The sequence below is a fragment of the Schlesneria paludicola DSM 18645 genome, from assembly GCF_000255655.1.
GTDB classification, from domain to species: Bacteria; Planctomycetota; Planctomycetia; order Planctomycetales; family Planctomycetaceae; genus Schlesneria; species Schlesneria paludicola.
The window spans coordinates 738,760-764,792 of the sequence record NZ_JH636434.1 but is presented as its reverse complement, the minus strand read 5'-3'; the positions used below and the strand labels follow the sequence as shown (position 1 = coordinate 764,792).

At 55.3% G+C, this 26,033-nt stretch carries 19 protein-coding genes and 1 tRNA gene; 11 read left to right on the top strand and 9 right to left on the bottom strand.

Annotated elements, in window-relative coordinates; translation table 11 throughout:
- Positions 1-14: 14 nt before the first annotated feature.
- A complete protein-coding gene (locus tag OSO_RS47415; protein WP_010582191.1) occupies positions 15-902 on the bottom strand; it encodes a rhomboid family intramembrane serine protease in 888 nt (295 codons plus the stop codon).
- A gap of 195 nt (positions 903-1,097) precedes the next feature.
- Positions 1,098-2,120, bottom strand: coding sequence for an N-acetyl-gamma-glutamyl-phosphate reductase (argC, locus tag OSO_RS0103715; RefSeq protein WP_010582190.1), 1,023 nt, complete (start codon positions 2,118-2,120; stop codon positions 1,098-1,100).
- Between the two features lie 383 nt (positions 2,121-2,503).
- Here argC and OSO_RS0103705 point away from each other — a divergent pair, with 383 nt between their 5' ends.
- Together OSO_RS0103705 and ispG are read left to right on the top strand one after the other, a co-directional pair.
- The gene (locus OSO_RS0103705) at positions 2,504-2,950 is read left to right on the top strand and encodes a flagellar export protein FliJ (RefSeq protein ID WP_010582189.1); all 447 of its coding nucleotides are present in this window, start codon (positions 2,504-2,506) and stop codon (positions 2,948-2,950) included.
- A 194-nt stretch (positions 2,951-3,144) separates the two neighbouring features.
- Positions 3,145-4,287, top strand: coding sequence for a (E)-4-hydroxy-3-methylbut-2-enyl-diphosphate synthase (ispG, locus tag OSO_RS0103700; protein WP_010582188.1), 1,143 nt, complete (start codon positions 3,145-3,147; stop codon positions 4,285-4,287).
- Between the two features lie 88 nt (positions 4,288-4,375).
- Here the strand turns inward: ispG and OSO_RS0103695 are convergent, their stop codons facing one another.
- From OSO_RS0103695 to OSO_RS50585, 4 genes are all read right to left on the bottom strand, one after another.
- On the bottom strand, positions 4,376-5,653 hold the full coding sequence (locus tag OSO_RS0103695) for a DUF2135 domain-containing protein (RefSeq protein ID WP_029246610.1): 1,278 nt from the start codon (positions 5,651-5,653) through the stop codon (positions 4,376-4,378).
- 89 nt (positions 5,654-5,742) lie between these two features.
- Positions 5,743-8,274: a vWA domain-containing protein gene (locus OSO_RS0103690; RefSeq protein WP_029246609.1), complete on the bottom strand. Its 2,532-nt coding sequence runs from the start codon at positions 8,272-8,274 to the stop codon at positions 5,743-5,745.
- Between the two features lie 321 nt (positions 8,275-8,595).
- On the bottom strand, positions 8,596-9,120 hold the full coding sequence (locus OSO_RS0103680; protein ID WP_040591589.1) for a hypothetical protein: 525 nt from the start codon (positions 9,118-9,120) through the stop codon (positions 8,596-8,598).
- Between the two features lie 198 nt (positions 9,121-9,318).
- A complete protein-coding gene (locus OSO_RS50585; RefSeq protein ID WP_010582185.1) occupies positions 9,319-9,531 on the bottom strand; it encodes a hypothetical protein in 213 nt (70 codons plus the stop codon).
- Positions 9,532-10,089: 558 nt separating this feature from the next.
- Here OSO_RS50585 and OSO_RS0103670 point away from each other — a divergent pair.
- Entirely contained in the window at positions 10,090-11,751 is a 1,662-nt protein-coding gene (locus OSO_RS0103670; RefSeq protein WP_010582184.1) for a sigma-70 family RNA polymerase sigma factor, read from the top strand.
- Positions 11,752-11,979: 228 nt separating this feature from the next.
- Here OSO_RS0103670 and OSO_RS0103665 read toward each other — a convergent pair whose 3' ends face one another.
- From OSO_RS0103665 to OSO_RS0103655, 3 genes are all read right to left on the bottom strand, one after another.
- Positions 11,980-12,420, bottom strand: coding sequence for a GNAT family N-acetyltransferase (locus OSO_RS0103665; RefSeq protein ID WP_010582183.1), 441 nt, complete (start codon positions 12,418-12,420; stop codon positions 11,980-11,982).
- A 214-nt stretch (positions 12,421-12,634) separates the two neighbouring features.
- On the bottom strand, positions 12,635-13,501 hold the full coding sequence (locus OSO_RS0103660) for a formyltetrahydrofolate deformylase (RefSeq protein ID WP_010582182.1): 867 nt from the start codon (positions 13,499-13,501) through the stop codon (positions 12,635-12,637).
- 210 nt (positions 13,502-13,711) lie between these two features.
- The gene (locus tag OSO_RS0103655; protein WP_010582181.1) at positions 13,712-15,457 is read right to left on the bottom strand and encodes a DUF1598 domain-containing protein; all 1,746 of its coding nucleotides are present in this window, start codon (positions 15,455-15,457) and stop codon (positions 13,712-13,714) included.
- Between the two features lie 433 nt (positions 15,458-15,890).
- On the opposite strand from OSO_RS0103655, the gene mutM reads away from it, so the two are divergent.
- The 8 genes from mutM (at position 15,891) to nrfD (ending at position 26,032) form a co-directional block, all read left to right on the top strand.
- Complete coding sequence (gene mutM / locus OSO_RS0103650) at positions 15,891-16,736, top strand: bifunctional DNA-formamidopyrimidine glycosylase/DNA-(apurinic or apyrimidinic site) lyase (RefSeq protein WP_029246608.1); 846 nt, start codon at positions 15,891-15,893, stop codon at positions 16,734-16,736.
- Between the two features lie 416 nt (positions 16,737-17,152).
- On the top strand, positions 17,153-17,371 hold the full coding sequence (gene csrA / locus OSO_RS0103640; protein WP_010582179.1) for a carbon storage regulator CsrA: 219 nt from the start codon (positions 17,153-17,155) through the stop codon (positions 17,369-17,371).
- A 135-nt stretch (positions 17,372-17,506) separates the two neighbouring features.
- Positions 17,507-17,579, top strand: a tRNA-Glu gene (locus OSO_RS0103635).
- A gap of 430 nt (positions 17,580-18,009) precedes the next feature.
- Positions 18,010-19,065, top strand: coding sequence for a ribosome small subunit-dependent GTPase A (gene rsgA, locus OSO_RS0103625; protein ID WP_010582177.1), 1,056 nt, complete (start codon positions 18,010-18,012; stop codon positions 19,063-19,065).
- Between the two features lie 715 nt (positions 19,066-19,780).
- Positions 19,781-20,599, top strand: coding sequence for a HalD/BesD family halogenase (locus OSO_RS0103620; protein ID WP_010582176.1), 819 nt, complete (start codon positions 19,781-19,783; stop codon positions 20,597-20,599).
- Between the two features lie 188 nt (positions 20,600-20,787).
- Positions 20,788-21,435, top strand: a complete 648-nt coding sequence (locus tag OSO_RS0103615) for a cytochrome c3 family protein (RefSeq protein ID WP_010582175.1) — start codon at positions 20,788-20,790, stop codon at positions 21,433-21,435.
- Entirely contained in the window at positions 21,432-24,605 is a 3,174-nt protein-coding gene (locus OSO_RS0103610) for a TAT-variant-translocated molybdopterin oxidoreductase (RefSeq protein ID WP_157605013.1), read from the top strand. The genes OSO_RS0103615 and OSO_RS0103610 overlap by 4 nt, the downstream gene beginning before the upstream one ends.
- Positions 24,602-26,032, top strand: coding sequence for an NrfD/PsrC family molybdoenzyme membrane anchor subunit (nrfD, locus tag OSO_RS0103605; protein WP_010582173.1), 1,431 nt, complete (start codon positions 24,602-24,604; stop codon positions 26,030-26,032). The genes OSO_RS0103610 and nrfD overlap by 4 nt, the downstream gene beginning before the upstream one ends.
- Position 26,033: the final 1 nt, after the last annotated feature.

Genomic DNA, 26,033 nt, shown 5'->3' with positions numbered 1-26,033 from the left:
GGAATTTTTCTCACCTACCTTCGGGCCCACAGCGGCTTCAGCATGTTGCCGAGGAAGGCAATCGCGACACCGGCCAACAGTCCGCCTCCATGTGCCCAGTTTGCAACATTGGGAATCACGCCAACGGAACACAGAACGTGCCAAAGCAGCATGAAGGTGATCGTCTGTTGTGGCAGGAAAAGGCCGCTTTCTGGTTCCAGCTTTCCCCTGACCCAGATATACCCGAACAGCCCGTAGACAACGCCTGACATTCCGCCAAACAAGTTTCGAGGGTGAAACCAAAACTGCGCCGCATTGGACAACGCGGCGATCACAATCACCATCAGCAGGAACTTGAAGGAGCCGATCTTGGGTTCGATTTGCGTTCCCAGTTGATAGGTCCAAATCATGTTAAAGATCAGATGCATTGGCCCGAAGTGGAGAAAGATGGGGGTGATCAGTCTCCACACTTCGCCATGATTGATGCTTGTCCATTTGCCGTCTGTCGAGAACAGCAGTTTCGCCGCATTGATGTCGCCAAAGTCTGGATTGAGGCCAAACTTGAAGACCACGAGCAGCGACACCACGATCAGCAGGATCGTCAGCGGACAGTTTGCATTGGTCGAGCGACGCCATCCATCCGAGACATTGACGGTTTTCGCCTGTGCCTGCCGCATTCGATTGACATCATCGCGAATCCGAGACATGGCGCGGTTGGACGCATCGCGATATCGCTGGTGTTCGGGATCATTCAGATACGCGAGGAATTCTTGCTTGGCCGCTTCCACATGGTCGTCGTGATGAACCCAGATTCGGTAACCACCTGTCCCTTCGTCGATCGAGCAGGCAATCCCTTCACCTCGCAGATGGTCTGCAAATCGATTGACGGCGTTGAGATCTGAGATGGAGCCAATTTGCCGCATGTGTAGTTCAATCGAATGAGAGTCGGTTCGGTGTCGACCTGTGTCGCAAACATTCAAATGTAGGGTTCAGGCGGTCTTTTCTAAAGTGTCGCCCGAGAAGTTTTGTCGACTTTGCGACCAACTTTCACGTTCTGCAAAGGCATCGTATTTCGATTCGTGACGACACCTTTTTCTGAATTCCATCTTACGCGGAAATCATCGTCCGCACGGCAGCAATCCCATGGTTTCAGGGAAACCCGCCATGAGGTTCAGATTCTGAACTGCGACACCTGACGCTCCCTTAATCAGATTGTCGAGGCAGGCGACGATCAAAACACGTCCCTTGACCACTCGAACTGTCATGTCGCAGAAGTTCGTGTAGGCACTGTCTTTTGTCGTTGGCAGGTGGTCAACGACCCTGATAAACGGCTTTCCAATATAGAACCGTCGATACTCCGCCAGTAATTCTTCCTGCGTGACAGCTCGGGTTGGCTTGGCGTAGATCGTGGCCAGAATTCCCCGGTCCATAGGAACGAGGTGCGGTGTGAACAGGACTTCGACCGATTTGCCAGACGCTTGCGTCAAAACTTGTTCGATCTCGGGCATGTGTCGGTGTGTTCCCACACTGTATGCGGAAAAGCTTTCGTTGCATTCGGCGTAGAGGGTACCGAGTTTGGGTGTCCGTCCGGCTCCACTGACGCCGCTTTTGGCATCAATAATGATCCCCTGCGGCTCGACAAGACCTGCGCAGAGGGCGGGGGCCAGCGCCAGGATCGATGTGCTGGTATAGCAGCCAGGGTTGGCAACCAGGTCGGCCGATCGGATTCGGTCCGCAAAAAGCTCTGGTAGACCGTATGGGGTCGATCCCAACCGCGTTGGATCGGTGTGGACATGCCCGTACCACTGGGCGTAGACCGCAGGATCGTTCAGTCGGTAGTCGGCGCTCAGGTCGATGACCTTGCAGCCTGCGGCGATGTATTCCGGGACAACGGCCATGCTCGCCGCGTGGGGAAGGGCACAAAATACGTATTGAGCCCGCTCGGCAACTTCGCGCGGTTTGAGATCTTCACAACGAATATCGATCCGCCCAGTCAAGCTGGGGTGCACTGCGGAGACATGTGGAGACCCTTCTTGACGCGAGGTCAAGGCCGTCAATTCCACTTCAGGATGATTGACGATGATCCGCATCAGTTCGAGCGCCGTGTAACCCGTCGCTCCGAGAATCCCAACGTTAACCATTATTGAAATCTACTTTCGAGAGATTGACTTCCGTGCATGATGCCAGAATTCTGACGGACATCGGACCTTGAAACAAGGTTCGGTTCATTGGGCGCCCGCTGAGAGTTCATCGACGCATCACTTCAGGTTTGACACTCCTCCTGACCTGTTGATCCGCATCGGCTCTTGCAATCGAACCGTACCACGCTGGAACTGCAGGGAATCGTCCGATTGCCCTTTTTTCGATTCCGTGTCACGGCCGTAGCGGTAGCAACGATTCACGCGGACAGACGTCGAGATTGCTCTTTTCAAAGTTCTTATCTTCCTGTAATCAAATGACTTCTGGATTTCGAGGTCGAGATTCAGGTTCGTGCTTGGGCATTGGAAAGATGTCGATCTTCAACATGACTCACCCATTTCGACTGCAAGCGATTTTGAATCTCCGCCAGCAAGAACGAGACCAACTGGCAGTGGCGGTGACGGTGGCCCGCGCGGAGCTCGCGGTCTGTCTCGAAACGCAGGGGCAAATCGGTTCGGCTCGAAACGAACTCATGGACGAGCTGCGACGGCTCAACGAAAGCTCTGGCTGGTCTGTAGGCCACGTTGCTGATCGCCAGTCACATCTCGAGCAGTTGCGGCATGAATTCGAGGCAGCCTCTCGGACGGTCATCGAGGCCGAGACGCAGGTGAATTTGCGGATGGTTCAACTTCTGAAAGCCGATCAGGCGTTTCGTGGACTCGAACGTCTCGCGGAAAAGCATGCTCAAGCAGAGCTGACGCATTCCGCGAACCGAATGATTTCAGAAATGGATGACGCGGCGATGTCGCGCTGGCGTCGGGCGGATGTCTGAATCGCCGAATCGAATCAGATCTTCACGCCGAAAACGCCGGGTGAACTCAAATCGCGGTCCCGCATCCGGCACGACTTGCCATCCGCTTGCCAAAAGCCGAGTGTGCGCCGACAATGCGCTACAATGTCATGACGACAATCGGATCGTTTGGAAGACTCGAGCGTTGGCGTTGAGTCGCAATTACGGAGACAGCAGTGGAACTTCGGCGGAACCCGACTCGCGCAGTGAAAATTGGGACCACGTACATCGGCGGTGGTCATCCGATCGCGGTACAGAGCATGACTGCGACGCATACACAGGATATTGATGCGACAGTGAAGCAGATCGAGGATCTGCTGGCGGCAGGTGCTGGCGTGGTGCGTATCGCCGTCGACAGCAACAAGGATGCGGCGGCGCTCGCGGAGATCCGAAAGCAGACGAAGGCCAATCTGGCGGTCGATTTGCAAGAGAACTATCGCCTTGCCGAAGTCGTGGCACCATATGTGGACAAGATTCGGTACAACCCTGGCCATCTTTACCATCATGAACGTGAAAAGCCCTGGCAAGACAAAGTTCGCTTCCTGGCTGGTGTCGCGCGTGAATACGATTGCGCGCTACGCGTCGGAGTGAACTGTGGATCTGTCGATCCTGCGAAGAAAGAGAAATACGCAGCTGACGATTCGCTGACGCCGATGCTCGAGAGTGCTTGGGAACATTGCGAGTTTCTGGATTCGCTCGATTTTTCCCGTTTCTGCGTCTCGCTGAAAGATTCTGATCCGAAGAATGTGATCGAAGGGAATCGTCGCTTCGCCGAACGGCGTCCAGATATTCCCCTGCACCTGGGGGTTACGGAAGCAGGAATGCCGCCGGATGGAATCATCAAAACCCGAATTGCCTTCGAGCAACTGATCAGCCAGGGAATTGGCGATACGATTCGAGTGTCGTTGACCGTGCCGAATTCGCGGAAGGCTGAAGAAATCGTCGCCGGAAAAAAAATTCTCGACGATATCGCCGCCGGCCGTGTTCGGTCGTTCGTGGACTACGGGCTGAAGACGCTCAATATCATCAGTTGCCCCAGTTGTTCACGCGTCGAGAACGAGGCCTTCATCGATCTGGCGCAGCAGGTCAAAGAAATGACCGCCTATGCTGAAGATCATGCGGTCACGATTGCGGTGATGGGGTGCCGTGTCAACGGCCCAGGAGAGACCGACGATGCCGATTTGGGGCTGTGGTGTGGTCCGAACTTCGTCAATTTGAAGAAGGGCCCCGTCGAACTGGGGGCCTTTCCCTATGACGCAATTCTGCCGCGACTTCGCGAAGAACTGGATAAGGTGATCGCCGAAAAGCAGCGTGCCTGATTCGTCCGCTTGTGTTGCCTCGGCCCTTTTCAGACCACGTGCGTTGATGATTGAAAAGGGCCGTTGTTTGATCGAGTCCGCCAATGGCTCATTGGGCGATCGTGTATGTGAAAACATCTGTGATCGAAGAAAAAATGGGCGAGGCATTGATCCTCACGTAGCGGCGGTCGCCAGACACTGTGGCCATGGCTCCCATGCGAATCCCTTCGTTGATCAAAGACACAACGGGGGTGAAGCCGACCGCGCTGGGGCCAATCCCGACTTGGGCTGTCCCACCCGAATTCGCAAGTTGCGCCAGGGCCGCGTGGTGACCGCGTGGAATCAAGCCTTCCTTCGGATCGAAGTTCTTCGGCTCCGCGTTTGCTTTCGTTCGTCGTCCGTGACTCATCGAAATTCGGACCGTTTGATCCTTCGGTCCTAGCATCACCGTTTCGGTGATGACATCTTCCTGTTTGCTGCCGCGGTCGCGAACGATCGTCAGGCGTGCTCGCTTACCGACGACCGTCCCCGAGACGTGCTTGATGATCACTCGGTACTCACCGGGCATGGCCAGAGGGCAGAGGTATTCTTCATAGCAGTTATCTTGATTCGGTCCGAAGCCATCATGGACGAAGATGCCACCGCTCATCGTCATCGGTTGAAGGAGCGAGCAGGTCGATCCTCCGGGTTCGGCCACTTGCAGATCAAGGTCACCCTGTCCACTCCATTCGAGTCGAACCACAAGGTCGAGGTGTCGCGCCTGCTGCATGGCGGTGCGAAGATCCGTCGCTCGCTTCAGATCGCCCGCCTTGATGAACGCCTCTTCCGCCTCTGCTGCCGATTGTTCGGCGAGCTGATTCATTCGCTCGCGCCCCTTACTCCAGGAATACGACAGGACTTCGGGAGCGGCCCAGGCCACGGCGGAATAGTTTTTCGTGCGCGTCGCTAACTCCAAAGCGAGCACATACGGTTCTGGGCGAGAGGGGTTGAGTGCCGCCGCTTGGCGATACAGTTCAATGGCGCGATCGTGGCGATCGAATCGTACGAGATAGGCCGCGAGAATCATCATCGCGTTGGGATCGTTCGAGATCAGATCCTGGCTGGAGAGCATCACTCGCTCAACCTGAGCATTGGGCCGCCCCACCGCCTGCATGGAGAGGGCGAGTACCTGATACATCCAGGGTTGAATCTGTCCGCTGCGGATCGCCTGTTCAAGGCAAGCGATCACATCTTCGAACTTGCGATGCTCAACAAGATCAAGCACGAAATCGGAGACGATCTCGGGCTTGATCTTGTTTTTGAAGAAGCGATTCCAGTGTGCTGACCGTTCGGCGGGCGTCGCATCCGGGCTCAGCAGATCGATCTTCGGTTTGGGCTCGTCGGTCACCTTTTGAGAGGGGGCCGACGTCGTGGCTGCGTCGCTTTGATCTGGTGTGCTCGCCGCCGGCTTTGTGCCAACGGCGGGCGATGATTCAATTACAGGGCTCGTTTTTTTTTGAGCTTTTGAATCGTCTTATTGTCGAACTTTCCTGGGTTCGCGGGCTCGGCGACATCGCCCTTGGGTTGTTCAGGTGGCACGCTAAACATACCACCACCACCACCCATCATACCGCCGCCCATACCACCACCCATGCCGCCGCCCATACCACCACCCATTCCCCCGCCCATTCCCCCGCCCATGCCGCCACCACCCCCCATCCCAACCGAGACGATGGGGATGACGAGGTCGGCCACGGGATAAACGCGGGTTGTGAAATCGGCGTCTGCAGCGGTTTGGGTTGTGATCATCAGAACTTCATCTTTGATCACATAAGTCAATTGCAGAGGGGTCAGCATCCATCGCAGTAAGCTACGAAGGGTCACGCCTGAAAGCGTCAAAGACACTGGAGCGTCGGTGCTAATTCCGTCTTCGCTGAGGGCCTTCGCGTCGAATTGAATTTCGATGTTGTGATTGGCTTTTAGTACATCAATCGCTTCCTTGAGCGGCACATCGACGAAGTTGGCTTCTGAAAGGTTTTTCAGTTCCGACTGAATGCGGCGTTCGCGAGGGCTCTCACTACGCAGGTCGATGTTCTTCCACTTCTCACGACGTTCCGTCAGAGCGCTCCAGACTTCTGCAGGCGGGAAGCGGACGGGTGGTTCATCAGGAAACGGGATGTGCGACAACTCGACCATGTGCAGAGTTTCCAGCACTTGGTCTGCACGACGGGCACGCAAACGGAAGGCCCGGGTCAATTGGTGGGCTGATTCTGCGTTAAATCGTGCGGCAGATGCAGTACCAGAACCGGGACGCAGATCGATTGCCACGTCGGCCACATTCTGTGCTTCGGCATAGGCTTCGTCGCGGCCATGCTTTCCTTCATACATCAGGCCACGAACGCGTTCGATCAGCCCTTCGAGTATCTCTTCGTCCAACTCCATTTGCTCCGTCAGGCGGCGCTGCGCTTCCAGTTGAGAAAGGTGCTCGGCAAGCTGAACGCGTTCCTGAGCCACCTTTTCAGAGCGATTACGCAGTTGACTGATTTCGGCTTCGAGTCGCTTTTGGAGTTGCAGCCGATCATCGGGAGCCACGTCAATCGACGAGCGAACGTAGTTGTCGATTTGTTTCAAGCGGGCCAATCCCGATTCGGGTTCGAGCCGTTTTGAATCTTGAATGGCGCTGCTGACCTGGCTGCGAAGTTTTTCCGTCTTCACGCGAATCATCTGTTGTTGTTCAAGCGTGAGGCTCGCATTCGGGTTCGGTTGCGCCCCATCGTCCTTGCTCACACCTGGGTCCTGCGGGGCGGGCTGCGAGACCTGGCGGACCTGAAATTGTTGGGCGGCCAGCGAAAGTTCTTTCGCCACTGGATTTGAAGGATCGATCGCGGTGACCTGCTGAGCGACCTGCTCGGCCTTGCCGGCCTGTCCCCGTTGAAGTTGCTTCGCGCCAAATTGCAGGGCGTCGTCGATGGAATTGGCGAAGCCGTTCTGGAATACCAGCATCAAATCGCGGCCAGCCAGTCCGTTGCTCAGTCCTTGGTCCTGGCTAAATTGCTCAGACATGGCTCCCAGGAATCCCGATCCGCGCTGCTCGACGGCTGCCGCCAGCGTCCACTCAACGGACTCTTGGAGATCGTTCGAGTTGACGATCAGTTTTGCATTCGCAGCTAGCGGGCCGCGAATCACTTGAATCGTTTCGCGATCTGTTCGGAGCGGCAACAGAGGGAGTGATTGGGGTATTGCGGATGAAATCACAACAGACGTTGGGAACACCACGGGTTGCTGCACGGCCTTGCCGAGTTTTGCTCCTCGATCGGCGGGGGCGAATGTCTGCGTTCCGCCGTCTGTTCCAATCACGCCGCGATTGTCAAAATCGATCGAGCCGCCTGTCTGGTGCGCGAGGACACCCAGCAATTGGAGGTTGATCTGGGGGCCAATTCCAAAGCTGTGAAACGGAATCTTTTGCTCTCGAAGTTTCGAGACGAGAGTCTGCAGTTCGGCCGTTTCGAGCAGATCGGCGGTACTCATCCCATCGCCGATGTATGTGATCGAGCAAGCACGATCAGAGGAGTGTGCTTCCAGGGCCGCCTGAACGACACCTTGGATATTTGTCGCACCGAGTGGAATGCGGTCGTTCAGGGCGGTCAGAGCGGCCGCGACAACATCGCTTTGCGGATGATCAAAGTCCGTCATGAACGATTCGGCTTGGACATCAATCGCATACAGCCGTACGCGGTCTGTTTTTGGCAGTGCTTTGAGCATCGACTCAAGCACGGCGAAAGACTGCTCGCGATACATTCCCACCTGGCTGGCCGACGTATCCATGAACACGAAATGGTCACGAGCGACGACACCGGCCGAATCCTGCTGAAGTTTTAACAACAAGGCCTGGACGATCTGACCATTGCCCTGGGTATGCTTCAACACGCTGGCTGGCGTCGGGACTTCCACGGCACCCACGTTGGTCGAAGTGAAACCCGCGGTGAGCACGGGAACCAACAACAATCGCCGGAAGAAGGATCGTTTCATTGTCGTAGTCTCGCTTCTGATGAAGGACGAGTCGTCGAGTCGAAATTGACTGTCACGAATCGTACCGCGCGAAAGGGCGTTCCTAGTTTATCGGATGAAAGTATGCGATGGAAACAAATTCGAACGAGGTCGTCGGATTTCCATTCGTCCTGCTGGCGGGATCAAAATCGCTTGACCAGACTCACTTCTGGATTCGTTCAAGCGTTTTTGCGGCCACTGTTTCTTGCGTCCACCGTTACATCAATTCTCGTACATCAATTCTCGAAGGGTGTGCCAAGGGCGACGCTCGACTTTGCCAAGAGTGTCGCATTTGAGCGATCGTTATTGTTTTGGCGTCTTGGCGTCTTTGGCTTCGCCAAGCACAACCATTCGTTGTGCGTTCAATTTGCGCAAACGCGAAATTGAATAAATCCGCAGCACTTTATTCCGATACATGAGATGACCGCTTGCGTCATACGAGAACAAGTTTGGATCGATCCAGTCCGCCAGCGAATCGTCTTTGACGTTGTTCTTCTTGAGTTCGTACATCGCGACGTTCAGGGCCGCAAACGTCTCGGGGTCGACCCCATGGCCGTCTTCCAGATCTTCTTTGACGTCGATCCCGCCCACCAGCACCGCATAAGAATTCACGGATTTGGTGGCCGATGAATACCGCGACTCAGATGTCAACTGCAGGGCTGCGGATCGGAGGGAGACATTGGCATCGCCAATCTTCTTGATCGCGTCCTCAGAGGGCGTCGCGGCATCGGGTTGTGCCTGAGCCACGCGAAATATCGCGGTGCTTCCCATCACGTAGCCAAACGCCACCAATCCGCCCGCCAGCATGAATCGCATCGAAATTCGCATGACATCATCTCCCGCCGCAAACCGAATGTTCGATGAAAAATATCGCGTCAACCGACGACTTGCCATCGGATTTTGGCGAGTCATACGTACAAATCGTCAATTCGTTCCGTCGAATCCGGAATGAGCCCGAACATCGGTTCTCCGGTGGCCGCCGCGACGCGAAGTCGGCCTTGGCCACCCGGATGATTGTCTTGAAGCTCAAGCGGCGCGTTCTTGCGACACGCCGCGATCCAATTCAGGGGCGTTCGGGTAACCGATTGCCGATTGAGCTCGCTGGCGATTTTTTAGTCGCTGTCCGGCTGGACCCAGGTGAAAACTAGCAAAAACCAACGCCGCCGCACCGATGATGGTCGCCGCACACGCAAAAATTGCTGTTTGGTCATCATTGGCTGTTTGCAACAGGTTGAACATCGGTTCCTCCTCAAGACGATGCCTTGATCTACTTCGTCAGTTCTTGATTCGGATTCGGGGGCCGCGGCCTTCAACCTCGAATGAGTCACGCCGGTGTTTCGTACAGTCTCTGCTCGAACGCTCGGGCTGAATCGATTGGGCCTTCTTTTCGGGCGGTGTAAGGTCTGGTCCGTCTGACGGTATATACCAGTGTGACGACTGCGAAGCGGTCGTTTCGCGATGGCGGGCCAGCAGGAATGGCAGCGGCAATTTCCTCCGGACTTGCCCTTACGTGGTGTTCAAGTGATCGGTTCTTGCCGCAAAATAAAGACGGAGCGTCTTTGTGTGTAACGGATTGCAGAAATTTCCAAGGTTGTGAACTTTTATTTTGATCTCAGTGTCCGGTTTTTGCGTATGGATAGGTTGTGACGTCTTGACGAACACAATCCATAGGGTGACTCAAACGGCACTCGCTTTGCATCGTAGAACAGGTCGGGAATTGAGCTGTCAGTGTGACACGGTCGATTCTCGACGAAAGTGATTGACCAAAACCTGTCTCTTCATGGCGGGAGGCGTGACATGCGTTATCGAAATCCAGCGATTAAGCAGCTTCGTGATCAGCAAATCAAATATGCGCCGCGTGACGTCCAATTGACTCAGATTTCACGCGCCGAGCGGCTGTTGGATGAATTGAACCCAGTCGGTATGTATCGATATCCCGAACTGTGTGAAAAAATTACGACTTATCGGGGTGAAATGTATCCCGATCTGGTCGTCAGTGGGGCCGAGGCGGTGCATGACCTGCGGTGCTTCGTGGAGGATCTTTCCGACAGCGCGGATATTCCGGTCGAAAATGCCGGGGAAGAAGTGTGGACGGTCGAAGACGTCAGCAAACGCTTTAACGTGTCGTCGAAAACCGTTTCGCGTTGGAGAGATCGTGGGCTTGTCAGTCGCCGATTTCGTTTCGGTGGACGGAAGCGCGTCGGGTTCTTGCGATCATCGGTCGAACGATTTGTGACCAAACATGCGGACGATGTCGATCGCGGAACGCAATTCAGCCAATTGACGGTCGAGGAACGTGAACAATTGATCCAGCGTGCTCGCCGACTGGCCAAGGCTGGCGGCTGTCCGACGGAAATTAGCCATCGTCTGGCAAGGAAATTTCACCGATCGCCTGAAACCGTTCGTTACACCCTTAAGAATTATGACCGTGATCATCCGGAGTTGGCCGTGTTTCCCGATGCGTTGGTTACGATCACCGACGAACACAAACGCGAAATTCATCGCAGTTTCCTGAAAGGGATTACTGCGGATGAATTATCGGAAAAGTATGGTCGAACTCGGACGAGCATTTATCGGCTCGTCGCAGAAGTCCGGGCTGAATTGCTTGTGGAAAAGCCAATCGACTACATGTATTCATCGCAGTTTGATGAAGACGGGGCGGCAAAGACCATTCTGCAGCCCGCGCCGGAAGTCGATCGGAAGTCGGGCGTCGTGAAAACGCCACCCGGGTTGCCACCGTACTTAAACAGCTTGTACTCGGTTCCGCTACTCACCAAAGAAGAGGAAGTTTACTACTTCCGTAAGATGAATTTCCTGCTGCATCAGGCGGCTCAGTTGCAGAAGCAGATTGATGTTTCGCAACCGAAGAACAAGGATATGGACCGGCTTGAATCGCTCATCGAACAAGCCAACGAAGTGAAGAATTTCCTGATTCGCAGCAATCTGCGTCTCGTGGTGTCGATTGCGAAAAAGCATATGAAGCCGAACGCGAATTTCTTCGAAATGGTTAGCGATGGAAACATTTCGTTGATTCGCGCCATCGAGAAGTTCGACTTCACACGCGGATTCAAATTTTCCACGTATGCAAGTTGGGCGATCATGAAGAACTACGCCCGTTCGATTCCGGCCGAGTACACACAACTTGATCGGTTCCGCACAGGCAACGAAGAAGTGTTTGATCAAGCCTCTGATCCAAGAAGCGAACGGTTGAACGAAGAGTTCATCAACAAGCGACAGCACGAAGCGCTGATGGAACTGTTGTCGCAACTTGACCCTCGTGAGCGTGACATCATCGTGTCGAGGTACGGGCTGAAAGATGGGAATCCCCCTCTGACACTCGAGCAGGTCGGTCACAAGATGGGCGTGACGAAAGAGCGAATTCGTCAACTGGAATCGCGTGCGCTGCAAAAGCTGCGAAAGATCGCCGAGGAAGAGCATCTCGACGTTCCTGGCATCTAAATCGTCGTGGCATGTCTGATTGATCGGGTAAAGACCTTCGTCACGCCGACGCGTCTTGAATGGCGCGAAGGCGTGGCGAACCCGGATTGCAATCCTGGTGGCACGCTTCACCGGTGGCCGAAAAAACAGCCCGGATCGAATGTTTTCCTAGGGAACGCATTCGATCCGGGCTGTTACTTTTGTATGAACGGGATCTGTGGCCACAGGGGCGGATACCATCGTTGCAAGCTATAGGTCGATACGCATCGCTCGTTCCCAGCGGTGAAATCCGAGCTTTTCGTAGAATGGAATGACGCCTTCCGCGCAGTCGAGGATCACCTTGTAGCAGTGGAAATTTCGGCATTCATTCAAGAGATGAACGACCAAAGCTCGCCCCACACCGTGCTTTTGAAAGGCCGGATGCACGGCGACATCTTCGATATGACCGACGATCCCCCCGGAATGGATGAATTTTGGCTCGATGAACACCGCCGCCGTGCCTGCGATGCGGTTGTCGATGATTGCCACATAGGTCCGAACGCGCGATCGCAATCGATGGCGGTAGATGCTAATCGCTTGATCTCGCGTCAATTCGGCGGGCCTAAGGGCGCCGATTGCTTCCAAAAACCCGCGATCAAGGTCTGTCGCGTCCATCAAACGGATCGTCAATTCAGGACGTTCGTCGGGCATATAATCCAATCTCAGATGACATCATCCATGGGGAGGCCAGGTCGCGCAGCCGCGTTGTCCTGACAGGTGGGAGAGCCTCGTCCGCAGGTTCGTGGGTCTGCTCGTAACGCGTTCGTCAACGTGCCAATTCCGGTTTGACGCTTCACTCGCACGCCGCCAAGTTGGCATGGACTGACAACTCACGATGACATCCTGACCGAACTCGGTCTGTGATTCAACCAAGCTGCCCGCGGCGAACGACACGGTGGAAGTGTAGTTCGACTTCCCGGTCGACCACCCGCCGAATGCCTTCGACCAGGCAACTGGGCTCGTGATCCGTTTCACCCTGTCGCTTGATCAATTCCAGTGATGTCCCTGGGAAAACGGTAAACGTGCTTTGGTGGATGATCTGATTTCCCGCATCCAGTTCGGGGACGATGAAGTGGACGGTCGCGCCATAGGTCAGCATGCGGTGCTGGTACGCGTCTTCGTAGGGGCGGAAACCAGGGAAGGGAGGCAACAGGCCATGGTGTAGATTGATAATTCGGCCAGCAAATCGCCAGCAGGTGCTCGCGGGAAGCACACGCATATACCGCGCGAGCACGATGTAGTCGACTTCGTACTGGTCGAACAGTTCGATCATCCGCGCGTTGTCGGGCTCGCCTCGTGCATCGCCGATGTTGTGCCAGTCGACACCGAACTGTTCTGCAACTCCGCGGCAACTGTTTCGATTGCCGAGCATCACGGCCGCGGTCGCATTCAATCGTTTGTCACGAATCGATCGCAACAGGGCCAGGGCCGGTTCGGGGCGAAATGTCGTGCAAATGGCCAGTCGCGGCGGCTCGGTCCGCTCATCGCGCGACCAGGTGCGGATGGACAGCCCTTTCTCGTGGCCAATTTCGTGCATTTGCTGACGCAAGGCGGCGATCTCGGACGCCGGAGATGGCCAGTCACACCGCAGCAGCATCGCGAACAGCCGCTCGGAATCGTGATCGTACATCTGGATTTCGAAGATGTTGGCGCCGGCAGCGGTCACATGGTGGACGATCGGGTCGGCAAGACCACGATTGTCAGGTCCGACGGCAGTGATCACAACTTGCATAGTGCGGGCAGTCTTTCAGACGCCAATTTGGCCCGGCGTCATTTGGCACCTGAGCGGTACGCTCAAATTCTGGCGCAAACCTCGGTGATTCAACGAAATTCGGGCCGCTTGCACGGCCCGATGATCCACATGACAAAGACATGCGGACGAAATCAAGGTTCGGATATTGGGCGGGCATTTGTTGACAGATTGCCCGCTCGAGACCCTGCTTTACTTCGTCGAGTCCCACCACCAGCGTCCGACGGGCAACTTGGCGGCTTTGGCGTCGCGTCCCACATCATCCAGCCGCGGTTCAGTGGTGTTCAGCGAGACGTCCTTCGCGGCGGCCATCACATCCGCCCTGACGCCGCCGGCCACTTGCACCACAATGTTACGGCGAGAATATACGCGATGATTGACGACAGAATCGACTTCTTTCGGGACCGCATAGCTGGCTGGGGTGTAGGCCCCGTGAGGTGCGAACACACCCATGTTCCAGCTCGCCTTGTCGGCCAAGCCTTCGTGTTTGATCAAGGCGGCACACAGGGCCAGGTCGAAGATGTTCTGGGTATCGGCGAACACCGTATCACGCTTGGCCAGTTTGTCGTAATTGGCTGTAAAGTTCTCGGCAAACAGGCGGTTGGTGGCTTCCGATTGTCCGGTCGGAACGTGCTTGCCATCGGCTGTGAGCAACTGATTTTCCGACTGACAGAGCACGGATGAACCGTGCATTTCGAAGGCGGTCTTGTCGTTGCTGTGCGTCACGCCATCGAACTTCAGTGCCAACCACCATCGCAGTGCATCCAGGTTCTGGCTCTTCTGCTGGGCAACGGGCAGCAAATCGAAGTAGCTTGGGATTTCCTTGCCCGCGTCCAGCTTGTCGATTCCAATCAATTTCATGCGATAATCGGCTTCGACGATGACTCGCGCGACGCGGCTGTCCTGAGGCACCCCCCAGACAACGACGTCTTGACGCCCCAGGGCACTTTGCAGGTCGTTAACCCACTTACGCGTTGCGGATGGATCAAGCCCCCCTGATTTCGTCGAGGACTTGGCGAATTCCTGCAGCGCCTTGACTCCCTCGTCGCGGGTGTTGATCGAGCAGCCAAAATCCGCTTTACCCGAGGCAAATGTCCGCAGCACCGTGACGAGGTCATCGAGTTGCAGCGTCGGTCGGCCATCGTTAAGCGAAATCGGTTGTCCCTGCGGATTGTATTCCCAGCCGTTTGCGGGGCCGGCGACGACAATTTCGTTTGTTTCTGGATAGACGAAGACAAACTTGACCTGCGACAGTCCGGCCAGTTGTGACATGGTTTCCGGAATGGGCAGCCCTTCTTCCATTCGTCGAGCCACTTCGCGTTCGAGCCGCGTGAGCGACACCATTCGAAGTTCGCTCTTATGAGAGACATCGCTATTCAGGTCTGCCTGCCGGGCGCGAACACCCATCGCCTGCAACTGGCCGGAGTTTTCTTGTTCCGTCACACGATGCAGAAGTCCTGCGGGGGAAACACGGACCCCCGTCTGAAAAGGGGTGATCGCCGATTCACCTTCGACGTCGTCCCATTTTCCGCTGGTATTTCGCTGAATCAGGTTGATGAGCATCCCGAAGTTGGCCTGCCCTCCTGCCAGCCGGGCCGTGTCGGGGCGTGCTGCCAACAGATTGCTTTTGGTGGCAGCAGCCCGCGGCATGCGTCGGCTCGTGCCCTGTGCCGCATCGTGATCACCAGCCTCTTGCTGTGCGGTGGCAATTTGTTTCAAGAGCGATGCTTGTTCATCGGTATTCGCGGTTTCTGTTGCGATCGCCAAGGCGGGGCCGAATTCTCCGGCGGCAAGATGATCGGCGACGCGTTGATCGCGATCACTGAGTGAATCCGCAGCCAGACCGGAGCAGGCCAGAACCGCGACACAGCTTGAGTGCGTCAGCAGTTGTCCGACGATGCGGCGAAAACCGAAACAGACGCGGCCTTGGTGGACCATACGAGGTTCCTCGTGGCAGACGGGGAGGGACGCAGAGCAATGCCGAAAAATTCAGTTGCAACAATTCACCGACAATTCCGGCACTCTAAGTATCAGATTAGAATCGTCCGTGTGTCGGGCAACGTCAAGCAGATTCTGCGAATTCCGGCTTGTGCCGTTTGGTCCGGTCGCGCTGATCGCCAGAATGCGATGGACGGCTAGAATAATCGGTACATTCGGGACGACTGGCCCCAACCGACTGGCGTTCGAACGAGATGCATCGAGTGTCAAACCCGAATTGACAGTTCGATGGACGCATAGCACGCAGGTCAGCGAGACTTCGGGCCATGTTCGCCGACCTGTCAGGGACTTCTGGCCGCGTCACTTGCCCCGTTCCCTTGAATCTCACGCTCAATTTTTAACTGATAATCAATTCTTAACAGGAGTGCGGATTTTGCCGGAGCTTCCCGAAGTGGAAACGATGGTCCGCGGGATCCGTCCCCACGTCGTTGGTCGGACGATTCGCGCCGTGACGGCGTGCCCCAATACGTGCAGGCCGATCTCAGTATGGCCCAAGCTACCCAAACTGCAAAAGCGGTTGATTGGCAATCAGTTCTCGGCCGTTCGCCGGTTGGGCAAGCGTGTGGTCCTTGACGTGGCTGATGGATCGTCGCTGGTTCTGGAGCCCCGAATGACCGGGCTGGTCGTGTTGACTGATCCACCTGACACGGAGCATCTGCGACTGCAATGGACGTTCGATGACGGTCAGCCCTACGAATCGCTTTGGTTTTGGGATCGGCGTGGCCTGGGGACCGTGCAACTTTTCGATTCGGGGCAACTCGAGGCTCACTATTGTTCAAGTGTGCTGGGGCCTGATGCCCTTGAAATGACACTTTCACAATGGACCGAAAGTTGTTCGAGAACCCAGCGGGCAATCAAGGTTGTCCTACTCGATCAGAAGGTGGTCGCGGGAATTGGGAATCTGTATGCGAGTGAGATACTGCATCGAGCAGGCATTCATCCTGCGACGGAATCAAACACAATCGGTCCGCGTGAACTCAAACGGATGGTGCAGGCGGTGCAGGAGATCTTGCTGACCGCCATCGAATATGAAGGTTCGACCTTGGGTGACGGGACATATCGCAATGCGCTGAATCAGAATGGCCGGTATCAGAACAAGCATCAGGTCTACAAGCGCGACGGCCAGCCATGCCTGGTCTGTCGTCTGGGTCAGATCGTCCGCGTCGTTCAGGCACAGCGGGCCACGTTTTTCTGTCCACTCTGCCAGAAAGCCGAGTAGAGATTGAGGCCCGCACAATTGCGGGATGTCTCTTGTTTTTTTAGCGTTCCATTGATTTTGCTCGAATTATTTAAAGTGCCAGCGAACTTTCCAAGGATTGAGGAGTCCAAAGCCATGACCGGAGTCCCGCGAAAACCCGCATCGAAGTTCCCACAGCTACGCAAGCAGCAACTGAAAAATCAGATTGCAAAAGGAGTTATGAAAACGAAACGCTCGAAAACGAAACCGTTGGGCCGGCCCTGATCAATAGTTGCTGAAAACTCACGTGCCAAAAATGCACGAAATGTGAAGCTTGACACCTCTCGTGTAGAGTCTACAATGCGACGGCAGATTCATAGTGGGTAGCATTGCGCGATCTTGTTTGAGATGCCAATTGCACGGATGGAGAAAGGGCAAAGCCCTCGGAGTTGTGGGACATGTTAGTTCTGTCGCGGAAGAAAAACGAAAGCATTGTGGTGGACGATTCAATCGTCATCACCGTTGTCGAGATCCGCGGTGACAAAGTTCGACTTGGTATCGAGGCTCCTCGTGAAGTTCCCATTCACAGAAGTGAGGTCCGTGATGCCATGGCGGCTCAAGCAGAGCCCGTCGTCACCGTTGATCCGCCAGTTGAAGAGAATGCGTCCGCCGACTAACTGTACATTTGGGCGTGAAAAGGTTCTTCCCCGATGTTGAATCTTGGCCCCGCAAAGTTTTTTTAAAAACTTTGTTGAAGAGTGGCCTCGTTGACTCCGATCTTGTATCCACCTTCGCTATAACATGTGCCTGACGGCCCCATCGTCTAGAGGCCTAGGACATCGGATTTTCAGTCCGAGAACTGGGGTTCGAATCCCCATGGGGTCAGTAGCGTCCGAGTCCTTCCAGGATTCGGACGCTCTTTTTTTTAACAGCGTCAGCGCGGCCCGCCGTCTCGCTGGATTACCGTTTGGTTTGTATGCTTGAACACGTCAATGCGGGCTTGTCGTGCTGCATTTCTTGGAACAGGCGATGTGCGACGGAGGCGGCGAGCGGTATTGAGTCGGAATCCTTCTCCCGACGATGGACGTGTGAGCAGCAAGAATCGAGTGCCGCTGATGTGTCGAAGTTGCCTGCCTGACATTGATCCGACGGGCCGTCGGTGTCTCGTTTGATTACGAACAATGAGTAATCAAACGAGGTTGTCGCCATCACCCTATGGGATCGATTGAACGTGCCCAAAAAATCCTCGAAGAAAATTCGAATCGATTTCCGGAAGAACCGCCAAAATACGCGGCGGCAGAATGATTTCACCCGGATGGCGCATTCGGATGAATCTGGGATCGAACATCTCGAACGCGGGCAGCGAGTCTCTGGGAAAGGGGATTTGTCACGGCGACGTACCGTTCTGGGTGAAACCGGAGACGATAATTCGATTATTCTGCATGTCGACGAAGCGGCATGTCTGAGGGGGCGGGTTCTGGCTGCGATTGGATCAACGCAGTGCACGGTTCAAGTGGACCCGGGGCAAGCTCACGCAGGGCTCCATTTCGAATGTACCGTGCGCCGTGTTGTGCGCACGGTTGCACGTGATGCGCGAAACGCTGTAGTCACCGGCGACTGTGTGCTCTTCTTGCCAGATGAGAATTGCAAGGGGGTCATCGAGCGAGTTGAGCCGCGCGATGGTGTCCTGGCCCGCGGGCACCAATACAAGCAGCACATTCTGGTGGCGAATGTGACACAAGTTGCGATCGTGGCGTCAGCCGCGGAACCGGCCCTCAAACCCGCGCTGATTGATCGGTTTCTGGTGAGCTCTGCCAAGGGAAACGTTCGCGCGCTCATCATTCTGAACAAAGTCGACCTGGCGGATCTGGCCGACCTGCAACCCGTCATTGGTCTTTATGCGCGGTTGGGTTACACAATTGTGCCAACCAGTGTTCAAACAGGGCTCGGGATCGCGACCTTGAAACGTCTCTTGCAGGGCGAGCAGACGGTTTTTACTGGTCAAAGCGGCGTCGGCAAATCCTCGTTGTTGAATGCCATTCAGCCGGGGCTGGCCATGAAGACAGGGGACGTGAGCCGGATCACGCAGAAAGGGCGTCACACAACGCGGTTCGCCCAATTGCGAGAGCTCGATTTTGGCGGCTGGGTCGTCGACACGCCTGGAATCCGACAGCTTGAGTTGTGGGATGTTCAGCCCGAAGAGATGGAAGGCTATTTTCTGGAGTTCCGGCCGTTCGTCGCGCACTGCAAATTCCCGGACTGCCTGCATCTTGTGGAAGAAGGTTGTGCGGTGCGAGTGGCCGTGCAGAATGATTTGATTTCGCAGATCCGCTACGAAAGTTATTTGCGACTGGTCATCGGCGACGACTAGTACCGCCGCCGCCGCCGTGGTTCTGGGCCGTCTCTCGGTTCAGGTCTATGAATTAAACCGCATTGCTCATTAATGGCGTTCGCTCAAGCACGAATTTGACCACAGTCGTCTTGTCAGGCCATACGCTCAGTCTTTTAATCGGCGGCGTTACCGAGTTGGACACCTGGCCGGGACGCGCGATGCAGAGTGAAGTTCCACTCGTACCTCACGGGAAGCGGGGTCATCAGGTAACCATGTATGTGACTGGCTGAATTCGATCGGTTCCCCGGGAGCCGCCCCGACGACGCGAAACCAGCGTCGACTGTTGTGAATGGGGACCGATTGCAATCAACTATCGGCCTGAACGAGAAAATCAGGTTCTGTGGATTGACGACCCTCGAGCAGCACATGGCAGTCGGAGGGTAGTTCGTTTCAGGCGCGAGTGAGAATGTTCACTGTCGTGGTCGTTCTCACTCGGTGTTGTTGATGCTCAGGGGACCTATCCCCCTCTCGCCGAGCTGTGAACAGTTACATGTTCAGGATCAAACCGTCATCAAGTTCATCAGTTCGATCATCCGCGCCTCACAACGTACGATTCCTTTTTGACAGCGATTCGTACATCATGTTTCGCTTCTGTCCGATTAAAGATGTCTCTAGTAATAGAAATCGATCAATATCAAACGTCTGACAACTCAATGTTTTCTGAGCGGCCACCATTAGGGGAGGGACGCGGCGCATGTGGGTTTTGATTGCAGGGCTGGCGACAAGTGTCGTTGGCACACTATTGACGATCTTGATCCGACATCGAATCCGTCGAAATCGAACTCTTTCGACGCTAGCCGCGCAACGTCAGCAACATGGACAGGATCGTCCCGCCCACTTCGCCGCATTGGCAGATCGGCGGGCACTTGCAGAACGCTTTCACTATGAGCGTCTGGTTCGCATCGACAATTTTCTGATGTTAGATGACTTGCGACGATTGCGAGCCGAAGCTGAGCAGGCAATTCCACAGATGGTGCCCAGTTACATCCCGTTGCATAAACAAGGTCAGACACTGTCGTACGAAGACATTCATCGGTTCGCACAAAACTGTCTCGAGCTCTACCACTCGTCCGAGCTCAAGGCGTGGATTTCCTCGATCACTTCCGAGCAGGTCCAGCCCACTCCCGATCGCGATCAAAGTTCGCTTTCGCTGCTGTGCTACAAGAATCCCGGTGATCACATCAATTGGCACTATGATCACAATTTCTACCGTGGCCGCCATTTCACGGTTTTGCTTTCGCTGGCGAACGAATCGTCATCAGGCGGGGTGTCGCAGAGTCAGTTGATGCGGCGCACTTCAGATCGCGACGAAGTGATCGAGACTTCGGCGAACTCACTTGTCGTATTCGAAGGAGCTCGCGTCTTGCATCGCGCCAGCCCAACGCGCGAGGGTGACCTGCGGATCATGCTGAGCATGACATTCTGTACTGATCCGCGCATTCGTCTCTGGAAAGAAATGGCACGTCGTGTGAAAGACACCGCCTTCTTTGGGATTCGCGCACTTTGGGATTGATGTTGGGAACGAATCTGGCCATCGTAATCGAGGTATTTGAGCGGACGCGTTAATTGCGTGTGCCGGAGATCAAACATGTCTGCATCCTCAGGTCGGGGTTGTGAGCATGGCGCATGGTTTGCATCGACGAATCGTCAACTGATGTGAAAACATAAGGGGCGAAGGATCACCTGCGAGGGCCGGTTGCGATGCCACAGATCTTCCATCGCAGTCTAAACACGGTTTCCAAAGTCACAATCTTCGGCGGGCTGATCTTCTGCGCGCTGTTGGCCTTTGGGTGGGACCAGTTCAATCGTTCGTCCTATGTGACGGAGGCGGACGTTGTCCGAGAGCAGCCGATACCATTCAGCCACGAACATCATGTCAGTGGTCTTGGAATCGATTGTCGTTACTGCCACACGAGTGTTGAAACCTCGTCGTTTGCCGGGATGCCCGCGACCGAAACGTGTATGAGTTGTCATTCACAGGTCTGGAAAGACAGTCCGATGCTTGAGCCTGTTCGAGCGAGTCTGAGGACAGGCAAGCCGCTGGCGTGGACGCGGGTGCATGACGTTCCCGATTTTGTTTATTTCGACCATAGCATTCACGTCGCTAAGGGTGTTGGATGCGAGAGCTGTCATGGGCGCGTTGACCAGATGCCCCTAATGCGACGGGCACATACTTTGCAGATGGGCTGGTGTCTCGACTGCCACGCTCATCCTGAACGCTCCATCCGACCGCTCGACGAAATCTACTCGTTTGGCATCAAGCACACGTCTCGTGAGCAAGAGGACTTGAGTCGCGAGTTGCGCATCGATTCCAAACCCCTTCTCGATTGTGGGACATGCCATCGATGAGTGACCCAGTGTTCGATACCACGGAGCAGAGCCGCAAGATCGCCGGCCGCGTCAATGACGCAGAAGAACTGCGACAGTTGTTTGACGTGGATCGTACCGGGCAACCGTTTTCATCTGTACCAAAGGTTGATCCCAATCGTCCATGGCGAAGTCTGGCGGAACTCAGTGAGACGGAGGAGTTTATCGACTTTCTGCACCGTGAATTCCCGCGACAAGCCAGTGAATGGCCCGATTCTGCCAGTCGTCGCAGCTTCTTGAAGCTCATGGCCGGTTCATTGGGATTGGCAGGTGTCGGTATCAGTGGGTGTATGCGGCAACCCGAGGAAAAGATTGTTCCCTATGTGCGTCAGCCGGAAGATTTTGTTCCAGGCAAACCACTTTTCTATGCGACGTCTCATCTACGGTCGGGGTATGCGACGGGCTTGCTTGTGAAAAGCCATTTGGGACGTCCCATCAAGATTGAGGGCCATCCCGAGCATCCGGCCAGTCTTGGAGCAACAGATACCTTCGCACAGGCGTCAATTCTGTCCTTGTATGACCCTGATCGCTCACAGAATACGTTGCATGCCGGACGGATCAGCACCTGGGGCGAGTTTTTGACGGATCTCACCGCGCGCATGGGTGCCATTCGCACCGAACGCGGTCGTGGCTTTGCGATTCTCACAGAAACGGTCACATCGCCATCGTTGGGACAGCAACTCACGTCGTTGCGATCGAACTATCCAGAAGCCACTTGGCATCAGTACGAACCTGTGACACGCGACAATGCCCGTAAGGGGGCGCAAATTGCCTTTGGTGAATTCGTCGAGACGATTTATCACATTGATCAGGCCGACGTGATTCTGACACTCGACGCGGATTTTCTCGCAGATATGCCGGGCAGTGTGCGGTACGTTCGGGATTTCATTAACCGGCGAAAGCAATCCCTCGCCGAGAATGACGGGCCGCAGACATCGCGGTCAATGAATCGCCTGTTCGCCGTCGAGAGCACTCCCGGATTGACTGGTGCACAGGCCGATCACCGACTTCCCTTGCCTGCTCGTGCCGTTGAGGGACTCGCACGAATCATCGCGCGACAACTTGGGGTTTCTGTGGCGGACTCGCGTTTCGAGCTCTCTGCACACATTCCTGACAACTGGCTGAAGACAGTCACGGAAGAACTCAAATCACACGAAGGCCGCTCGCTGGTGATTCCGGGCGAAGGGCAACCCGCCGTCGTTCACGCCCTGTGTCATGCGATGAATCGTCAACTGAACAACGTTGGGAGTACGGTCGAGTATCTCAAAACCGTTGAGCCCGAGCCGACCGATCAATTGGAATCTCTTCGTCAATTAGTTTCGCGGATGACGCAGGGGGAAACTCAACTGCTGATCGTTGTTGGCGGGAATCCGGTCTACAACGCTCCGGCCGAATTGGGGTTTGCTCAAGCGTTTGACCGTGTCGCCTGCCGAGTCCACTTGGCGCTCGAATATGACGAGACCTCATTTGCGTCGCATTGGCACCTGCCGCAAGCGCATCCCCTGGAATCGTGGGGAGACGCCCGGGCCTTCGATGGGACGGTCACACTTCAACAGCCATTGATCGCACCCCTATTTGGAGGGCGAACCGCTTACGAGCTACTTGCTGCCGTCGATGGCCATCCCGAACGAAGCGCCTATGACACTATTCAACAATTCTGGCGGCAGGAGTTCACCGATCAGTTCGAGACACGGTGGCCTCGCGCGGTTCATGATGGTGTGATTCCAGGCAGTCGACTTGCCTCGTACGAACCAGAGTGGAAGTTCATCGACCAGGAGACGGAGGCGATTTCGTCGGGAGTCGCAACGAGATCCGATGATATGACACTCTTTGAAGTCACGTTTCCGCCTGATCCCAGCGTTTTCGATGGACGCTATGCGAACAATGGCTGGCTACAGGAACTTCCCAAGCCACTGACAAAGCTGACATGGGGCAATGCCGCGTTACTCAGTGTGAGTACCGCACGGCATCTCGAGGTGGCGAATGAGGACCTCATTGAATTGTCGCTCGACGGGCGTACTGTCACAGCGGCGGTGTTGATCGTTCCTGGCCAGCCCGATGATTCGATTTCGCTCTCACTAGGGTATGGTCGTCGACACTGTGGCCGAATTGGTCAGGGGGTTGGTGCGGATGCTTACCGTATTCGCCCGGCACGGAGTGAATGGTTCGCGGCAGGTGTCACCGTCAGGCGGACTGGCGAACAGCATGCATTGGCAGTCACTCAAAACCACCACAGTATGGAAGGTCGCGATCTTATTCCTGTGTTGTCACTGGCTCAGTTTCGTCAGAATCCCGAGTCCCTTTCCGAGGAGCGACGGCATCCTCACGAACAGCCGACGCTGTATCCGAAACCCGAACCGTCTGAGAATGCCTGGGGAATGGTCATCGATCAAACGGCATGTATCGGGTGCAATGCCTGCGTCGTTGCCTGCCAATCCGAGAACAACATTCCGATCGTCGGAAAAGAACAAGTGCGGATTGGTCGCGAAATGCACTGGTTGCGGATCGACCGGTACTATCGTGGTGGAATCGAGGCCCCTGAAACCGTCTTTCAACCTGTGATGTGCGTGCACTGCGAGAATGCGCCCTGCGAGCTCGTCTGCCCCGTCGCAGCTACGGTTCATAGCCATGAAGGCCTGAATCAGATGATCTATAACCGCTGTGTCGGGACTCGATACTGTTCCAATAACTGTCCCTACAAAGTTCGCCGGTTCAACTTCTTGGACTACGACCGTCATTTTGAGTACGACAGCGAGCATGCGCCCTCGTTGTCACTGCTCCGAAATCCCGATGTGACCGTTCGCAGTCGCGGCGTCATGGAAAAATGTACGTACTGCGTCCAGCGTATCAATCACGCCAAGATCGAAGCCCAGAAAGAACGTCGTCCGGTTCGTGATGGGGAAGTCGTTACGGCATGCCAGCAGGTCTGTCCTGCACAGGCCATTGCGTTTGGGAACGTGGCGGATCGAGAGAGTGCCGTCTCGAAGATCAAGGAGTCTACCCTCAATTATTCGTTGCTTGCTGAGCTGAATACGCTGCCGCGGACAACGCATCTGGCACGGGTTCGTAACCCTCATCCAGACCTGGAGGAAGCGCCTGCGAACGATGAGCGGCTCTTTCAACTGATCATCAGCAAGCCGGAGGCATCATGAGCCACCGTAAGCGACGACGGCAAAGCAGGGCCAGTCACTCCGATGTGACCCCTGCGGACGATGTGAAGTTACTGCCCGTTTCGGTGGAAACACATGCCGTGATTGAGCCCGGTCATACTTATGGATCGGTCACAGATAAAATCAGCGCGATCGTCCTGACACGGAAAACATCACGCGGCTGGATCTTCGGATTTGCGGTTTCGTTTGCGTTGATGATGGCTTTCATGTATGCGACGGCATATTTGCTCGCCAAAGGAATCGGCATCTGGGGGACGACGATTCCCGTCGGTTGGGCCTTTCCGATTGTCAATTTTGTCTGGTGGATCGGAATCGGACATGCTGGAACCCTGATTTCTGCCGTGTTGTTACTCCTTCATCAGGACTGGCGCACCAGCATCAATCGATTTGCCGAAGCGATGACCCTGTTCGCGGTTTCCTGTGCGGGATTGTTTCCGCTACTGCACATGGGGCGTCCGTGGGTGTTTTATTGGATGCTGCCCTATCCCAACACGATGGACTTGTGGCCGAATTTCCGCAGCCCCCTGGTTTGGGATGTGTTTGCCGTCATGACCTATTTCACAGTTTCGAGTCTGTTCTGGTACATGGGGTTGATTCCCGATCTGGCGACGCTGCGTGACCGATCAAAAAACTGGCTCAGCCGTATCATTTATGGAATGCTGGCCATGGGCTGGCGAGGTTCTGCGGCACACTGGCAGAGGTATCAGACGGCCTACCTATTGATGGCGGGCATCGCGACGCCACTGGTTGTCTCGGTGCACAGTATTGTCGGCATGGACTTCGCGGCGTCGATCGTGCCCGGCTGGCACACCACGTTCTCGCCGCCGTTCTTTGTCACTGGAGCGATCTTCTCTGGCTTCGCGATGGTGATGACTCTCATGATCCCGTTGCGATCGATCTATGGGTTGCAGGATTTTGTCACGATGCGCCACCTCGACAACATGGGGAAAGTGATCCTGGCGACCGGATCGATCATGTTCTACGGGTATGCATCGGAATTGTTCTTCGCCTATTACAGTGGCAATGAGTACGAGCGATTCGTCACGATCAATCGTGTACTTGGGCCGTATGGTTGGAGCTACTGGGCGCTGATCGCGTGCAATGTGATTACGCCGCAATTGCTCTGGTGTGATTCGTTGCGAAACAATCTGGTTGTGCTGTTTGTCGTGTCATTGATTGTCAACGTCGGGATGTGGCTCGAACGATTTATCATTGTTGTCGTCAGCCTGCATCGCGACTTTCTGCCGTCGTCGTGGCGAATCTATCAACCCACGATCTGGGACTATACGCACCTGATCGGGTCTGTCGGTTTGTTCCTGACGTTACTGTTTCTCTTCGTACGTTTCCTGCCGGTCATTTCGATCTTTGAGTTGCGAGAACTCGTTCGGGAAACGGATGCCGAGGCGTGAA

Excerpts from the sequence above, each read along its gene's own strand:
- OSO_RS47415 (WP_010582191.1), bottom strand. The coding sequence starts at position 902 with ATGCGGCAAATTGGCTCCATCTCAGATCTCAACGCCGTCAATCGATTT.
- argC (WP_010582190.1), bottom strand. The coding sequence starts at position 2,120 with ATGGTTAACGTTGGGATTCTCGGAGCGACGGGTTACACGGCGCTCGAA.
- OSO_RS0103705 (WP_010582189.1), top strand. The coding sequence starts at position 2,504 with ATGACTCACCCATTTCGACTGCAAGCGATTTTGAATCTCCGCCAGCAA.
- OSO_RS0103690 (WP_029246609.1), bottom strand. The coding sequence starts at position 8,274 with ATGAAACGATCCTTCTTCCGGCGATTGTTGTTGGTTCCCGTGCTCACC.
- OSO_RS0103680 (WP_040591589.1), bottom strand. The coding sequence starts at position 9,120 with ATGCGAATTTCGATGCGATTCATGCTGGCGGGCGGATTGGTGGCGTTT.
- OSO_RS50585 (WP_010582185.1), bottom strand. The coding sequence starts at position 9,531 with ATGTTCAACCTGTTGCAAACAGCCAATGATGACCAAACAGCAATTTTT.
- OSO_RS0103670 (WP_010582184.1), top strand. The coding sequence starts at position 10,090 with ATGCGTTATCGAAATCCAGCGATTAAGCAGCTTCGTGATCAGCAAATC.
- OSO_RS0103665 (WP_010582183.1), bottom strand. The coding sequence starts at position 12,420 with ATGCCCGACGAACGTCCTGAATTGACGATCCGTTTGATGGACGCGACA.
- OSO_RS0103660 (WP_010582182.1), bottom strand. The coding sequence starts at position 13,501 with ATGCAAGTTGTGATCACTGCCGTCGGACCTGACAATCGTGGTCTTGCC.
- OSO_RS0103655 (WP_010582181.1), bottom strand. The coding sequence starts at position 15,457 with ATGGTCCACCAAGGCCGCGTCTGTTTCGGTTTTCGCCGCATCGTCGGA.
- csrA (WP_010582179.1), top strand. The coding sequence starts at position 17,153 with ATGTTAGTTCTGTCGCGGAAGAAAAACGAAAGCATTGTGGTGGACGAT.
- rsgA (WP_010582177.1), top strand. The coding sequence starts at position 18,010 with ATGGCGCATTCGGATGAATCTGGGATCGAACATCTCGAACGCGGGCAG.
- OSO_RS0103620 (WP_010582176.1), top strand. The coding sequence starts at position 19,781 with ATGTGGGTTTTGATTGCAGGGCTGGCGACAAGTGTCGTTGGCACACTA.
- OSO_RS0103615 (WP_010582175.1), top strand. The coding sequence starts at position 20,788 with ATGCCACAGATCTTCCATCGCAGTCTAAACACGGTTTCCAAAGTCACA.
- OSO_RS0103610 (WP_157605013.1), top strand. The coding sequence starts at position 21,432 with ATGAGTGACCCAGTGTTCGATACCACGGAGCAGAGCCGCAAGATCGCC.
- nrfD (WP_010582173.1), top strand. The coding sequence starts at position 24,602 with ATGAGCCACCGTAAGCGACGACGGCAAAGCAGGGCCAGTCACTCCGAT.